The sequence below is a fragment of the Bacteroides sp. AM10-21B genome, assembly GCF_003472565.1.
In the GTDB taxonomy this organism is placed as follows: domain Bacteria; phylum Bacteroidota; class Bacteroidia; order Bacteroidales; family Bacteroidaceae; genus Bacteroides; species Bacteroides propionicigenes.
This window is the reverse complement of the sequence record NZ_QRME01000008.1, coordinates 20159-35658: the sequence shown is the minus strand read 5'-3', so window position 1 is coordinate 35658 and position 15500 is coordinate 20159. Positions and strand designations below refer to the sequence as shown.

Genomic DNA, 15500 nt, shown 5'->3' with positions numbered 1-15500 from the left:
TTGGGAAAGTTATTTATTCACTTTTGATTTCCGAACTCTTCGCTTTTTCCTCCAGTCCAAGGTCCTCGCGAATGAAGCGCAACTTCAATAACAGTTTCTTCATGCCTTCCACATCCAGACGGGCGGTATTGTGAGAATGGTAGTCTTCTATCCGGGCAATGTTTTCGTTGCCCTCCGTAAAGAATTTGTCATAATTCAAATCCCGGGTATCGCAAGGAATGCGATAATAGTCACCCATGTCAATGGCCTTTGCCATTTCTTCACGCGTAACCAAAGTCTCATACAGTTTTTCACCATGACGGGTACCTATGGTTTTCACTTCCGTTCTGCCATAGGCAGGATTTATCTGTGCATATGTTTCCTTCAAGGCTCGGGCAAGGACATCCAAAGTAGCTGCAGGAGCTTTCTGAACGAACAGGTCACCGTTATGCCCGTGCTCAAACGCATAAATAACCAAATTCACGGCATCATCCAAAGTCATCATAAAACGGGTCATATTAGGATCCGTTATCGTAATAGACCTGCCGTTTTTTATCTGTTCTACCCAAAGAGGAATAACAGAACCACGGCTTGCCATGACATTCCCATAACGGGTACAGCAGATAGTGGTTTGTGCGCCATCGCCCAAAGCACGCCCCTTGGCTATTGCCACCTTTTCCATCATAGCCTTACTGATACCCATCGCATTGATGGGATAAGCCGCCTTGTCAGTGGAAAGCACCACCACATTCTTGACCCCGTGGGCTATGGCTGATTCCAGCACATTGTCCGTACCGACAACATTGGTCTGTACAGCCTGCAACGGAAAAAATTCACAACTCGGTACTTGCTTCAATGCGGCCGCACTGAACACATAGTCCACTCCCATCATCGCACCGTCCACACTCTGGCGGTCACGCACATTACCGATATAGAACTTTACTTTCGAATTCTGCAGGTGATGACGCATGTCATCCTGCTTCTTCTCGTCGCGACTGAAAATACGGATTTCCTTTATATCGGAATCGAGAAAACGACGTAGAACAGCATTACCGAAAGAACCTGTACCACCAGTGATTAATAAAACCTTATCTTTAAAAATAGACATATATTAAATTATTATCTAATAAAAAACTGAGTATATAGTCATCCTGCCCCATTTACACAAGTTTCGCAACAATATATTAATACACAAACCTTTTAATATATCACATCGATAGCTAAGCTTTTGAAACAAACTTAAGTTACTCCCTTTCAAAGTATTGGAAGTATTTGATTCATGCCTCCTAAATAAAATTAATTTATCATCAATAAAAAGAGTTTTTCCAATAGATTCTGCGACTAATCCTATCCATGTATCATGTGTTATTAATCCTTTAGGAAACGGCAAAGCTTTTTCACATATTTTTCTTCTAAAGGCCATACAACAACCTAAATAATGATTATGTATTAAGTTACGAATAAGTCCCTTTCTTTTCGTCGCAGTATTTGTATAAAATTCCCTTTGCAGTTTATTCAAATGACCATCAACAATATAACAGTTACTACATACTATATCATATTTTTCCAAATAAGCCTTCATTATAAAAACCTTATTTTCAACCCAAACATCATCTTGATCTGAAAGAAAGATCAAATCACCAGTAGCTTGTTTTAATGCAAATTCAAAATTTAGTATATGATTACGAAAATGATTACGAAATAATTTAATTAGCGGACTATTAATTCGTTCTATTATTTGAATTGTTTCATCAGTAGAACCATCATCTGATATGATAATCTCATCATCATCATTTAACTGTTTGATTATGGACTCTAATTGTTCCTCTATATACTTAGATCCATTATAACAGGCCATACAAACCGATACTTTTTTATTTTCCATTTTCTATTCTTAGAAGATATAATGTAAGGCAATTTAATATAACAAGACTCGGGTGCATCAATAAAGGATTACCTATTGATGGAAACATATATCCCAAAGAAGATAACGCAACCGAAGAGTAAAAAAGAGACTTTTTCTTTATCATGAAAAAAGCCAATTTTATAAACATATATATCCAATTAAAGAAAAGAACTAATGCAAAAACACCAAATTTATGCAGCAAATTTATATATGTTAATTCAAAACCATATGGTCCTTCTTCCGATCTTACAATACCTGGAACTGTTGCCCCTAATCCTTTACCCCAAAATGTTATATCTTTTAACATATAAGTCAATTGTTCATACCTTAAAGAATTAGATTCATCCTCTCTTGCAAACATCATTTCAATTATTGAGAAATAATCAAAATACAATAGAAAAGCTAAGATAATAAGAGCAATAACCAGTAAAATAAATAAAGCCTTATTTAACCGTCCAATCAATAAGCTTTTTACAGATATAAAAAATGGTAAATACAATATAATAAATAACGCTCCCAACAAAAAACCTTTTGATGAAGCAAAAAACATTATTGATGAAACGGTTAATATAAAATACAATAAAGCTAATGAAATTTTATCTATTCTTAGAATATCTATTTTTCTATATTGATAAAGCAATATAAAAAGAGAAGCCCCCAAAAGTGGATAGGCAGATGCCAAAGTAGTAAAATAAACTCTGACCTGCCCTGTACTCGACATACCAACTCCCTCACCAATTATGGAATTTACAATAGGATTACTAATATTGATAAAGAAACAAACAATTCGAAGAACAACAATTAGAGAAACACTCAAGCCACTAATAAAAACTATTTTTATTATTCTATTTTTATCCAGTTTCAATGTAGTAAATATGAAATACATTATATAACATATCATTCCTGCAAAATTTGCAACAATATAATTCATGTTATTTTCATGTAACATACCATTAATAATTCCATACCCCCATATCAAGACAAAGGACAATGCTATATAATCTTCATTTTGCGAGAATTTTATTTTTTTTCTATACTTAACAATCTGATATAAAGCTAATATAAAAACCAATATAAAAATTACATAATATATAAAAGTTGGTAAATTAGTACCCCATATTATCAATAAAAAGAATAATATGATTTCATTAACTTTAAATTTCACAACAAATAGTGTTTAAGTTACTTTTGTAGTTAGCTATAATAAAATTTTCTCAAGTTAAGATAAGTGCCTCTTATAACAGAAAGAAGAAATAAGAATAAGAATAAAAATAAAATTATTAGTGAATTGAAATTTAAAAAAAAGTCAAGCAAATAGAATATCGGAAAGAATAATATAAAATTAGGATATATACAAAATTGAACTATAATATACCGAAACAAGTTTGTATTCTTGTGCTTTGTATTATTATCTATTGCCTTATTGAGATAAGTATCAAATGAAATATAATTCCTGATTATCAATTCTAAAGATATAAAAACTATAAAAATCAAAGAAACATAAAAGATATTATATCTATTGAGTTGAGTGTAAGAAAGCCATAATGATAAATTCATAAGAGGATGACAAATTAAATGAGCCATATAATCCAACTCTTTACCATATTTAGAAAACTGTTTAGTAAAACGAGCTACTTCACCATCACTACAATCCATTATATACCATAAATAAAAAAAAGTAATTCCTAATATTTTAGGAATAATATAAGGCAGCGAAAAAAATATAGCACCCAATACCCCAAAAAGAATCATTAATATAGTTATAAAATTAGGTCGTACTTTTTTTTCTATAAAAAACATAGAAAAGAATGGAGAAACTAACATTCCTAAAAAATCAGCAATACATCTTTCGCCGAAACCTCCTATTGGAGATTTTTTTCTTATATCAACATACCTCATACTTTCCCTATTTAATACACAAAATAATATTTCGTTAAACTATTCATTCTTTTTAAAATATAATCTACTAATATAAACAACAGAATATGACACAATGGAAGAAGAAATAAGCAGTCATTAATTCTAAATCTAATAATATTTCATGAACTATGCTGACTTCTAACCGATACTATAATATATAATATTTTCCGATATAGAATATGTTCTCAACATAGTTCTATCAGTCATTACACATAAAGCATATCATATCTTATTTAATATGAACTGTTTAATGCGTAAACTTACATATGTCTTCTCCTGAGAAGTTAAACCAAAAACAAAAATCATTAGAGTGGTAATTACAGTTGACAGAAGAAATGTAGTTATTATATATTGCAAACACATAAAAGAATGACAGATATAGTATGTCACAAAGAATGCCATTACACCAATAATTAAATTAAAGAATAAGTTTTTGCAATATCTTCCTGCAGAAAAATCAAACAGTTTCCGTAAATACAGAAATTGCAAAAGAAAAAATAATAAGCTCAATACTATCCTATTGTATAAAACTGTAATTGGCGCAAGCCCTATTTTTAATAGAAAATAGGAGGATAAAAGAAAAAAGATAGATAATGATATTGTTAATATTTGATACACTTTAATTTTACCTGTCGCTTGGATTGTCATCCATAGTGGCCCACATACAGACTCTATCACAAAAGCCAATATCATAAGCTGAGAAAAAGAGACTGCACTTTGAGGATATTCTTTAAGCCATATATCCATCAGTTCCTTAGTTCGTATTAAAAAAGGTATTGCCAAATACAACATCAAAAACAAAGAAATTTTAGATGCTGTATTAATCAAACTATTTAATTCATCATTACATTTAGCCGAATAAAGCTTTACTATTTGCGGTCTAAAAGCCATTTGAAAACTCGATACCAAACCATAAACAGCATTCGTTACCTGATTAGCAATTCCCATAGCAGCATTTAAAACAACTCCACCAAATCCATTAATCAAAAGATTAATTCCTTGTGGCACTCCTATATCAGAAAGCATACTCAAAATATTCCAACCCGCAAATCTTGATATTTCAGTAACCCGGCCTTTTTCTACTTTCTTAAACATATGCACAATGCTACAATATCTTCTTCTACAATATAATATATAAGCTACTGTTATCAAGAAAGAAATTAGGCAAAGAGATAAAGCATAATATATGAGACTATTTTTATACACATAAGGATTTTTCAAAAACAAAACAAATATTAGTTTTAATAAAGCCTCTAAAACACTAATAACTGCAAAAGGAGACATATCCTCATAAGAAATAACTAAAGAAACAAAAGGAGTTCTAAGTGTAGAAAAAAAAACAGAAAGAACTGATATATGAAAAACTATTTTAGCAATCTCTAATTTAGACTCTGGGATAATCATTTTGTTATTAACATACCATAGTCCAACTGTTTCACAGATCAGAACAATAGCAAATGACAAAACAATAACTATAAAAAAACAAGCAGCAAAACATTGTGATACATTTCCACCTCTCCCCATTTCATAACTTAAGAAACGTTGGCTACTGGTTATCAAAGTGTTATTCAAAAAAGAGAGTAAAATTACTAATCCACCTACAACATTATATATACCAAAATCCTCTACACCTAATACCTCCAACACTACTCTAGATGTGTAAAAGGATATGCACATCAACAAAAACATTCGTAGATACAGATAAAATGCGTTATTTATAATTTTTTTATTTACTCCCATAAAGTACAACCTTGAAAATAAGGTCTTAATAAAGACTATTAATAGATTTTACCTCACATTTTACTCAAGTATAACGCACCACAAAAAATATTGCATTTTATCATTTATGTAATAACTCCATTACTTCTTTCAATATTCCAAAGAACCTCTCAATATCTTCTACATCAATAGCCCCCAATGCACAAAGCCGAAAAGTATTGGTCGTAGAGATCTTCCCGGGATAAATAGTAAATCCACGCTCATAACAATAATCATGAACCCGCTCAAAGCTAAAATTCGGGGTATCCGGATAAAGAACTGAAACAACCAAACCCGATTGCCACTCACGCTTGATCACATATTGAAGTCCAAGTTCTGCAACACCTTTATGGATAGCTTCAAAAACCCGTCTATGACGTGCAAACTTATTCTCCTCCCCTTCTTCAAAATATTCCTTCAAAGCCTGACGGGTGGCATAAATAGTTTGAACCGGAGGAGTAAAATGCATCTCGCCCGTCCTTTCAAAATAATCATATTGTAAATAAAGATTGCAATAGTAAGAACGTTTAGGATAATCTTTCGATTTCTTGATTATTTCTTCGTTGCCAATTATAAAAGACAAACCCGTCATTGCCATAAGTCCTTTCTGGGCAGAAGCCATACAAAAGTCCACATTATCCCGTTCCATATCAAAAGGAATCATACCTAAAGAAGAGGTGGTATCAACTACAAAAGTTGCACCATATTGATGCGCCAACTCTCCAATCTCACGGATAGGATTAAGCAATCCCGTACCTGTTTCATGATGTGTTGTATAAACTAAAGCAATATCAGGATTACTCTTCAATGCCTGCTCCACAACAATTAAGTCCGGACGTTCATAGACAGAAAAACTGAGATTAATGTGAGGAAGACCGTAATATTGACAAACCTCAACAGCCCGCGTACTGTAAGCTCCGTTATTAATTACCAACACTTTTTTCCCTTCAGGAAGAAGCGAGTTCAGACAAATGTCAATATTAATCGTACCGGAACCACAAAATAATACAGCTGTATGCTTGCCCGGAACGCCATGAGCAACCTTCAACAGATCAGAACGGAGGTCTTTCATCATACAGGCAAACTCCTTTTCACGGGGACAAATATCAGGAACAACCTGGGCCAGCTTAACTGTATCGGTAGTAGTGGCAGGACCGGGATTCAATAATATATTTCTTTTGATTGGTATCTCTTTATCCATTATCATATCTCTTTATTGGGAACAATTATTCATTCTTCAGAAATGCCATAAGACTTTCTTTATTCTCCACCGGGGTAGTAGTAGGACGCCCCAAGTCATTACGAGAAGCCACTTTCACTCGTAATTCAAGCAACACAGGACCCTCCAAAGAATCCAAGCGGTTCAAGGCCTCTTCTATTTCAGCCTCTGAAGTGGCGGAAAACGCCTCACGATATCCGCAGCTCTTTGCAATAGAAGGAAAGTCCAGCTGAAACCCCAACGTAGGCTGCTCGCCCACGGACTCATGGGAACCGTTGTTGAAAAGAATATGAAAATAATTTTTAGGAGAAAGACAGCCGATATTACTGATGGCACCCATATGCATGATAAAAGCGCCGTCACCGTCCAGGCAGTAAACCCTGCGATACGGTTGTTCCAAAGCGATGCCAAGAGCAATGGAGGAGCTGTGTCCCATAGAACCGACTGTGAGAAAATCATGCCCATGTCCCTCCCCTTTTATCTCTCGGTATTCAAACAGTTCACGGGAAAGTTTGCCTGTAGTGGAAACAACTGCATCCTTTTCTCCCAGGTGATCGACAACCAGTTTCAAAGCATCCTCACGGGAAAGAGGACAAATGTTTGCCTGTTCACTCTGAAGTTCATATCTCTCGAAAGTATCCTTACGGATTACAATAGCATGGGGAACAGATTTCTCACGGGCAGAAACAATAATTTCATGAAGTTGTTCCAACGCTTTATTATCATCTGTATCGAGAATAACATATGGAATACGCATGGCTTCCAACAGAGCCAAAGTTACCTCACCCTGTTTCTTATGTTGAGGTTCATCTTTTATACCGGGCTCACCGCGCCAGCCGATCATTAAAAGAACAGGAAGGCCGTAGACCTTCTCATCCGCCAAAGACAGAAGCGGATTCACAGTATTACCCAAACCAGAATTCTGCATATACACCAAAGGCAATTTACCGGAAGCCATGTAGTAGCCGGAAGCTATACCCACGGCAGCGCCTTCATTCGCGGCAATGATATGTTTCTCCGACGGAGTGTGGTCCGTAATATAAGCACAAATATTCTTCAGTAAGGAATCGGGAACTCCGGTAAAGAAATCCACACCGTGAGACAGGAAAGTATTATAAACTTTTGCAACATTCAGCATACTGGCAATTCTTTTATTTGGTACCGGGAATCAGTTCAAGAATCTCTTTAATAGGCATGCACAAATCACGGACTTCCTGAGCACGCTCATTCTCCAGAATCGTACGTGCAACCTGCATCATTGCCGGGTAAGCGGCACGAAGCATATGATTGGCATAAATTACCACATTCACACCCCATTCATGGAGTTCGCTTTCATGAATATGGTCATATGTAGTAGGAACAACGACAATAGGAATATGGGCATACCTCTGACGGAAAGCAAGACAGAATTCCTTGATATCTTCACCGGACTTATTCTTGCTGTGAATCATTATACCGTCAGCACCCGCTTCAACGTAAGCATAGGCACGCTCTAAGGCGTCACTCATAGGCTTGCCGGCAATAAGGCTCTCAATACGGGCGATAATCATAAAATCTTGGGTAACCCGGGCTTCCTTACCGGCCTTTATCTTCTGACAGAAACCCTCAATCGTATCTTGGGTCTGAACAGCATCAGTACCAAAAAGAGAATTCTTTTTCAGTCCCACCTTGTCCTCAATAATAACTGCGGAAATACCGTGACGTTCAAGTGTGCGGACTGTGAATACGAAATGCTCTATTTTACCGCCTGTATCACCGTCAAAAATAATAGGTTTGGTAGTACATTCAAGAATGTTATTCAAATCCTGCATACGGGTAGTCAGGTCTACCGCTTCAATATCCGGTTTGCCCTTACTCGTGGAATCCGTAAGACTGCTGGACCACATACCGTCAAAAACTTCACGCTTGTCACCTTTCTGGACTTCAAGATTCTCAATGATAAGACCGCAAAGACCGTCATGCGCTTCGAGAATACGAACTATCGGTTTGGCATTGATCAGACGGCGAAGAGTCTTCATACGAACATCGGGGGTAGTACCGATAGACTTGATGTCTTTATCAAGAGAAGAGGAATTAATCCCCTTTGTATAAGGAATTTCTATAACTTTACCGCCTTGCTCATTCATAACGTCAAAGACCTGTTCGCGTATTTCACGCAAAGGACCGGTTTTCCAATCATCACCGTGAATGATATAGTCAGGCTTGATACGTTTCAGATTATCCACGTAACTCCATTCATCCTGGGGAACCACCTCGGAAACACCTTTGATATTCTCCACCACTTCTTTACGCTGTTCATAGGTCAGGTAAGGAAGACGCTTGTGTTCGGCAATGGCTTTGTCAGTCAGAAGGCCAATTATTACATCACCGTATCGGGTAGCCTCATTTATAATATGGATCAGACCGGGATGCATAATATCGGCGGTCATACCGATATAGATTTTCTTGTTCATAGTTTTATATAATTATTTATTAGCGACAATAAGGAAGAATGTGCCTTTCCGCATAGAAAAGGTCACTCTCGTCATCTATCTCATACCACTTCAGACCAGGAATATTCAACACATAAACAGGAGATACGGAACGTGACATACGAAGAAGTTCGTATTCATAACCCAGTTTAGGCTGTTCGGAAAGGATAACCTCGTAATCACTGCACATCTTCTCATAAAAAGCATGGGATAACTTGTGAATACCCACAAGTTCACCTTTCACATCAACATCACTCCGATTGACAGAACAATTGGTTAAAGCATGCTCCGAGTCATATTCCACATAATACTGGTCTTGAAACTTGGTTACAGGAGTTATCAGCATCACATCAGAAAAATCACAGTCAAGCAGGCTGCGGATTGCCTTCGGTTCAAATATCAGATCGGATTCAAGCAACAAAAAATCATCGTCTCCTAAAATCTCTCGTGTATTGTAGAGCGTATACATGCTGTTCGTTTCAGCATAAAGAGGACTGAAACAAGTTTCTATCATTGGGTAGTCCTTCTTCAGTTCTTCGTATACCTCACATTTATATCCCGTACCGATAACAATGCGGTTGATGCCGCAAGAAAGAAGAACTTCTATACTACGTAATATCATTGGCTTGCCGCCGATTGAAACAAAACCTTTTGGAACAAGGTCTGTGTAGCGACCAAAGCGCGTACCCATGCCCGCAGCCATTATCATTGCTGTATTAACCATTTGTATGAGGTATTAAGTCTATAGAATTGAGTTGTTTACAGGAATAACAATAAATGAGAATAGACCTACAATAAAAAGTTTGCGAAAGGCATAGGTATAAAACAGAAAAATCAAAATACTGGCATACAAGACCAAAAAGGAGAAAGTGGGAAAGATAACGTCTAAACATTAAAATATAACAGAATATTCAATAAACTCTATTAACTTATTACATCATATGTAAGTTAACTTTAACACAACGTTAAAGTTAACTTCTTGTTATCAATGAAGTTAACATCATAACTGCAAGAAATTAACTTCTTACAAATAGCATATTTATTACTTATTTTTTGCCTTAACATTGTCAAAGCAAAGAAAGATTTTATCTCCGGGTAATTTGAAATAAATTATGGCTTCATCCACGTCTCACATAGCTCACCGGCACACTAACCAATGCGCATCCCAATTCCTGCAATCTTACAGCTATGTAATATTTACTTTCGTATTTCACCATTTCGCCACGAATACCCTGCATACTTCCTTTTGCCACAGTTACCATAGTTCCCGGAGCAATCGGTTCATTGACCATTAATATAGAAGTATCGGAAAGGTCGACCATGAAGCGAAAATCCTCCATTTGTTGGTCGGGAATGATGAGAGGGGCATTAGTGCCACGTTTACTAAAGAAATGATGGACGTTGGGAGTATGTTCTACGATAGAAAGTTCTGGACGAGAAAGATGGACAAAGACCATACCGTTAATCACCGGTTTAGTGATTTTAATACGCTTTCCGGCATGCTCACGATAGACATCCTGCACAGGCAAATAAACTTCTATACCTTGCTCACGAAGCCACGATTCCACCTTGAATTCTGTATTGTGGCGAACATAAACAGCATGCCAATGCTTATGAACCGACGTAGTTAACAAATGCTAATAGTAGATTATTAATAGTTTAGTAATAAGCGTTTTATGATTTCACTAAGAATGAGCCTCTTTTACGGCTCCGCCGAACGTAGCTTTCACTACGCCTCTTATTTAAGAATGGAATTTACATCCACGAATAGTTCGTTTTGCGGGGACAAAGATAAACACTCCATATGGAACTACAAAATATTTAATAGATAAAAAGTTTTGAATTAACATAATCTTCTTTCATGTACATCGAACATTTCTCCCCTTTTTCGTTTATCTTTGTACACTCTTTCCAACGTAAAGAGGAAAGGTAATCTTCGGCAAGTCTCAGAAAGACAGGAAGAAGAAAGAACTTTTATTAATTAAAACACTAATTAAAAATCAGAAAATTATGGCAATGCATACATGGTTTGAGTGCAAAATCCGTTACGAAAAAACAATGGAAAACGGAATGAACAAGAAAGTAACTGAACCTTATCTGGTAGATGCACTCAGCTTTACAGAAGCGGAAGCACGTATCATCGAGGAAATCACACCGTTTATTTCGGGAGAATTTACCGTATCGGACATCAAACGGGCTAATTACAGTGAGTTGTTTCCATATGAAGAAGATACTGCCGATCGCTGGTTTAAATGCAAGCTGGTTTTCATCACACTGGATGAGAAAAGCGGTGCAGAAAAGAAAACATCCACTCAAGTATTGGTACAGGCTGCCGACTTACGCGACGCAGTGAAGAAGCTGGACGAAGGAATGAAAGGCACAATGGCCGATTATCAAATTGCGTCAGTAGCTGAAACTGCCATTATGGATGTATATCCGTACAGCGCGGAATCGAATGATAAGCCGGAAGTCTGAAATAAAGGAGTATTGAATATCAGAGATTGAAAGTTTTATTGTGTATACATTATTATATTATATACGATGAGCATTGCAGAAAACATAAAAAAAGTACTGAACGAACTGCCTCAAGGAGTACGACTGGTAGCTGTTTCTAAATTTCACCCCGACGAAGCGATAGAAGAAGCATATAGCGTAGGGCAACGTGTATTTGGAGAAAGCAAGGTGCAAGAGCTGACAGCCAAGTACGAAAGTCTGCCCAAAGATATCGAATGGCATTTCATCGGACATCTGCAGACTAATAAAATAAAATATATCGTGCCCTATGTAGCACTGATTCATGGCGTAGACTCTTACAAACTTCTTACTGAAATCGACAAGCAAGCTGCTAAGGCTGGACGTACTGTAAATTGCTTGCTGCAACTGCACATTGCACAGGAAGAGACTAAATTCGGCTTCAGCTTCGACGAATGTCGGGAAATGCTTGCCGCCGGTGAGTGGAAAAGACTTACAAATATCCGGATATGCGGATTGATGGGCATGGCTACAAACACAGACAATACCGAACAAATCAAAACTGAGTTTTGTTCATTAAGTAGCTTCTTCCAAGAAGTGAAAACCACGTGGTTTGCCGATGCAGAATGGTTCCGGGAGTTATCTATGGGAATGTCGCACGATTATCACGAAGCAATTATCGCCGGCAGTACTTTGGTACGTGTAGGAAGTAAAATATTTGGAGAAAGAATATATTAATAACTAATAACTATTATCATGGCAACATTAGAAACTACTTTTGCAGGATTAAAACTTAGAAATCCGATTATTATCAGCAGTTCAGGGCTTACCGACAGCGCTGCCAAAAACCAGAAGCTTTATGAAGCCGGTGCAGGAGCTATCGTACTCAAGTCTCTTTTTGAAGAACAAATCATGATGGAAGCCGACTGGCTGGGAGATCCTAATATGTATCCGGAAGGAAGTGATTATTTGGTAGGATATATACGCGAACACAAGTTGGGTGAATATTTGAATTTAATCAAAGAGAGCAAGCAAGTTTGTGACATACCTATCATCGCCAGCATCAACTGTTATCAGGATGCAGACTGGATTGAGTTTGCCAAAAAGATAGAAGAAGCCGGCGCGGATGCTTTGGAAATTAATATCCTTGCCCTGCAAACCGATGTACAATATACATATGGTGCTTTTGAGCAACGCCACATCGACATCTTGAGCCATATCAAGAAAACAGTTGGTATCCCTGTCATCATGAAATTAGGAGATAACCTTACCAATCCGATAGCTCTTATCGACCAGCTTTATGCTAACGGAGCAGCGGCAGTAGTAATGTTCAACCGCTTCTATCAACCGGATATTGACATTGAGAAAATAGCTCAAAGCGCCGGTAACGTGTTCAGCACAGATGCAGATTTATCCAAGTCTTTGCGCTGGATAGGCATTGCGTCTGCAGCAGTCAGCAAACTGGACTATGCAGCATCAGGCGGCATACATGCTCCTGAAGGAGTGGTGAAAGCTATTTTGGCAGGCGCCTCAGCTGTAGAAATATGCAGCGCACTTTATCAAAATTCTTATGCTATCGTTGGTGAGTACGTCCGCTTCCTGAACTTGTGGATGGATCGCAAAGGAATGGAAAACATCAATCAATTTAAAGGCATGCTGAATGTCAGCGACCTGAACGGTGTAAATACATTCGAACGTACACAATTCCTGAAATATTTTTCATCACACAAATAAGAAGAAGTTGTGAAGTATATAAAAAACGGATGATACATATAGAAATGTATCATCCGTTTTTTTATCATTAAACTTATGATTCTATTAAGGTTATCCTATCGTCACTTCTTCTTATCCAATACTTCGAAACAAGAATTCTTGCTGACAAATTCGGGAACAATGTCTTTCATGGCAGCTACAATTTTCATCTGGTCATAAGTGTAGCTGACGTCAATCAACTTCTGAATACGTTCATTCACTTCATCATAATCATACTCACGCACAGTGGCAATCATAATCTTCTCATGATAAGTCGGTTTGGTAAGTTCCTTTATATTAAGCAACTCCTCATACAACTTTTCACCATGGCGCAAACCTGTAAACTCAATCTTGACATCGGTGCGTCCTGACAGACTGATCATTCTCTTGGCAAGATCTACAATCCGAACCGGCTTACCCATATCAAAAATGTAAATTTCTCCCCCATTCCCCATGCTACCGGCTTCGAGCACCAAACGACAAGCTTCCGGAATAGTCATAAAGTAACGAATAATTTCGGGGTGCGTCACCGTCACAGGTCCACCACGCTGTATCTGATCACGGAAACGAGGAATAACCGATCCATTTGAGCCCAGTACATTTCCGAAACGGGTAGTGATAAATTGGGTAACATGCCCGCCTTCTGCCTGCAGTTTCTTTGCCAGCGACTGAACGTAGATTTCACAAATACGTTTGGAACACCCCATTACATTGGTAGGATTCACTGCTTTATCCGTGGAAATCATCACAAACTTCTCCGCGCCATACTTCACTGCCAAATCGGCAACCGTTCTTGTACCATAAACATTTATCTGAATGGATTCCGATACGTTGTCTTCCATCATCGGCACGTGTTTGTAAGCTGCCGCATGAAAAATATACTGTGGCTTGTAGTGTCTGAAAATCTCTTCCATACGCGTCGCATTGGATATATTGGCTATGATGGTTTCAGCATCGATGTCACGCCAACGATCCTGCAATTCCAAACGAATATCATGCAAAGGAGTTTCAGCCTGATCCACAAGAATCAGTTTATAAGGATTGAAAGAAGCTACCTGACGCATAATCTCACTACCGATAGAACCGGCAGCACCGGTAATCATCACCCGCTTGCCTTCCAGATGGGAAGCGACTTTATGAATATCTATTTCAATAGGATTACGTTGCAATAGGTCTTCAATCTGAATTTCCTTCAGTTGGGTACGATCCAGAAACTGACTGTTCCATTCACTCAACGGAGGAGCCGTCATCAACTTGATATTATGCGATAACAGGCGATCTGCCATATCAGACCGTTTGAGCGCCTCCATCTTGGCAGGGGAAATAATAATGGTATGTACATCCCGGTCATCCAAAATCTCAATCAAAGTATCATCATTAGGATAAACCTTGACTCCCATCATCACCTTATTAATAAGTTCCGGTTCATCCGCTATGAAACCACGCAGGCGGTAATGATTACGCAAATTGACGCGCAGTGCCTTTGCAATATTTACTCCGGCCTCTTTGGCACCGTAAATAAACACATTGGCACTATGCGAACCGTCAAAATTCAACGCTTCGAAGAATATCTTTACAACAACGCGGGAACACGCCATCATGGCAAAACTGATAATATAGGACATGAACAGCACCGCTATGGGAGCCACATTCATACCTGTACAACTTTTTACCACGATACTCGCTATCAGCAGCAATGAGTATGACACCGTCAACGATACGAAAATACGCATTATATCGACAAACGATGAAAAACGAAGGACATTGGAATATGTACGGAAGAACCTAAAGAATACAAGGTTGACAACCACTGTACATACAATCATTATATCTATGGACGATGACTCGGAAAAAAGACTCCGAAAATCATACCGCAGTGCGTAAGCCAACAGACTGGATACGACCACAATGAGGACATCTATCAATAGAACAGTCCATATCGGTAATACTTTTGCTGAAAGATACCGATGAAAAAAGTTTCGCTTCATCACGTTTGACAGTTTTTGTTTTAGGCACCGCAAAG

Annotated in this window: 14 protein-coding genes; 3 read left to right on the top strand and 11 right to left on the bottom strand. The window is 37.6% G+C overall.

Annotation, left to right across the window (positions count from 1 at the left end; all coding sequences use genetic code 11):
- Positions 1-13: 13 nt before the first annotated feature.
- From DW121_RS11740 to DW121_RS11695, 10 genes are all read right to left on the bottom strand, one after another.
- Entirely contained in the window at positions 14-1087 is a 1074-nt protein-coding gene (locus DW121_RS11740) for a polysaccharide biosynthesis protein (RefSeq protein ID WP_118323864.1), read from the bottom strand.
- Positions 1088-1102: 15 nt separating this feature from the next.
- Positions 1103-1864, bottom strand: a complete 762-nt coding sequence (locus DW121_RS11735) for a glycosyltransferase (protein WP_118323863.1) — start codon at positions 1862-1864, stop codon at positions 1103-1105.
- Positions 1854-3050 carry a hypothetical protein gene (locus tag DW121_RS11730; RefSeq protein ID WP_118323862.1) on the bottom strand — a complete coding sequence of 399 codons (1197 nt, stop codon included), beginning with the start codon at positions 3048-3050 and terminating at the stop codon, positions 1854-1856. Before DW121_RS11730 ends, DW121_RS11735 begins: the two co-directional genes overlap by 11 nt.
- A 29-nt stretch (positions 3051-3079) precedes the next feature.
- On the bottom strand, positions 3080-3784 hold the full coding sequence (locus DW121_RS11725; RefSeq protein ID WP_118323861.1) for a CDP-alcohol phosphatidyltransferase family protein: 705 nt from the start codon (positions 3782-3784) through the stop codon (positions 3080-3082).
- A gap of 243 nt (positions 3785-4027) precedes the next feature.
- A complete protein-coding gene (locus tag DW121_RS11720) occupies positions 4028-5545 on the bottom strand; it encodes a hypothetical protein (protein ID WP_118323860.1) in 1518 nt (505 codons plus the stop codon).
- 100 nt (positions 5546-5645) lie between these two features.
- On the bottom strand, positions 5646-6764 hold the full coding sequence (locus tag DW121_RS11715; protein WP_233555805.1) for a 2-aminoethylphosphonate aminotransferase: 1119 nt from the start codon (positions 6762-6764) through the stop codon (positions 5646-5648).
- Positions 6765-6789: 25 nt separating this feature from the next.
- Complete coding sequence (gene aepY, locus DW121_RS11710) at positions 6790-7920, bottom strand: phosphonopyruvate decarboxylase (RefSeq protein ID WP_118323859.1); 1131 nt, start codon at positions 7918-7920, stop codon at positions 6790-6792.
- Between the two features lie 13 nt (positions 7921-7933).
- Positions 7934-9235, bottom strand: a complete 1302-nt coding sequence (aepX, locus tag DW121_RS11705) for a phosphoenolpyruvate mutase (RefSeq protein WP_118323858.1) — start codon at positions 9233-9235, stop codon at positions 7934-7936.
- A gap of 19 nt (positions 9236-9254) precedes the next feature.
- A complete protein-coding gene (locus tag DW121_RS11700) occupies positions 9255-9977 on the bottom strand; it encodes a phosphocholine cytidylyltransferase family protein (protein WP_118323857.1) in 723 nt (240 codons plus the stop codon).
- A gap of 394 nt (positions 9978-10371) precedes the next feature.
- A complete protein-coding gene (locus DW121_RS11695; protein WP_118323856.1) occupies positions 10372-10887 on the bottom strand; it encodes a UpxY family transcription antiterminator in 516 nt (171 codons plus the stop codon).
- Between the two features lie 376 nt (positions 10888-11263).
- On the opposite strand from DW121_RS11695, the gene DW121_RS11690 reads away from it, so the two are divergent.
- The 3 genes from DW121_RS11690 (at position 11264) to DW121_RS11680 (ending at position 13459) form a co-directional block, all read left to right on the top strand.
- Positions 11264-11728: a DUF4494 domain-containing protein gene (locus tag DW121_RS11690; RefSeq protein ID WP_118323855.1), complete on the top strand. Its 465-nt coding sequence runs from the start codon at positions 11264-11266 to the stop codon at positions 11726-11728.
- Positions 11729-11794: 66 nt separating this feature from the next.
- A complete protein-coding gene (locus DW121_RS11685; RefSeq protein WP_118323854.1) occupies positions 11795-12463 on the top strand; it encodes a YggS family pyridoxal phosphate-dependent enzyme in 669 nt (222 codons plus the stop codon).
- A gap of 18 nt (positions 12464-12481) precedes the next feature.
- Complete coding sequence (locus tag DW121_RS11680) at positions 12482-13459, top strand: dihydroorotate dehydrogenase-like protein (RefSeq protein WP_117713047.1); 978 nt, start codon at positions 12482-12484, stop codon at positions 13457-13459.
- Positions 13460-13560: 101 nt separating this feature from the next.
- Here DW121_RS11680 and DW121_RS11675 read toward each other — a convergent pair whose 3' ends face one another.
- A complete protein-coding gene (locus tag DW121_RS11675) occupies positions 13561-15465 on the bottom strand; it encodes a polysaccharide biosynthesis protein (RefSeq protein ID WP_117713048.1) in 1905 nt (634 codons plus the stop codon).
- Positions 15466-15500 lie beyond the last annotated feature (35 nt).

Excerpts from the sequence above, each read along its gene's own strand:
- DW121_RS11740 (WP_118323864.1), bottom strand. The coding sequence starts at position 1,087 with ATGTCTATTTTTAAAGATAAGGTTTTATTAATCACTGGTGGTACAGGT.
- DW121_RS11735 (WP_118323863.1), bottom strand. The coding sequence starts at position 1,864 with ATGGAAAATAAAAAAGTATCGGTTTGTATGGCCTGTTATAATGGATCT.
- DW121_RS11725 (WP_118323861.1), bottom strand. The coding sequence starts at position 3,784 with ATGAGGTATGTTGATATAAGAAAAAAATCTCCAATAGGAGGTTTCGGC.
- DW121_RS11720 (WP_118323860.1), bottom strand. The coding sequence starts at position 5,545 with ATGGGAGTAAATAAAAAAATTATAAATAACGCATTTTATCTGTATCTA.
- DW121_RS11715 (WP_233555805.1), bottom strand. The coding sequence starts at position 6,764 with ATGGATAAAGAGATACCAATCAAAAGAAATATATTATTGAATCCCGGT.
- aepY (WP_118323859.1), bottom strand. The coding sequence starts at position 7,920 with ATGCTGAATGTTGCAAAAGTTTATAATACTTTCCTGTCTCACGGTGTG.
- aepX (WP_118323858.1), bottom strand. The coding sequence starts at position 9,235 with ATGAACAAGAAAATCTATATCGGTATGACCGCCGATATTATGCATCCC.
- DW121_RS11700 (WP_118323857.1), bottom strand. The coding sequence starts at position 9,977 with ATGGTTAATACAGCAATGATAATGGCTGCGGGCATGGGTACGCGCTTT.
- DW121_RS11690 (WP_118323855.1), top strand. The coding sequence starts at position 11,264 with ATGGCAATGCATACATGGTTTGAGTGCAAAATCCGTTACGAAAAAACA.
- DW121_RS11685 (WP_118323854.1), top strand. The coding sequence starts at position 11,795 with ATGAGCATTGCAGAAAACATAAAAAAAGTACTGAACGAACTGCCTCAA.
- DW121_RS11680 (WP_117713047.1), top strand. The coding sequence starts at position 12,482 with ATGGCAACATTAGAAACTACTTTTGCAGGATTAAAACTTAGAAATCCG.
- DW121_RS11675 (WP_117713048.1), bottom strand. The coding sequence starts at position 15,465 with ATGAAGCGAAACTTTTTTCATCGGTATCTTTCAGCAAAAGTATTACCG.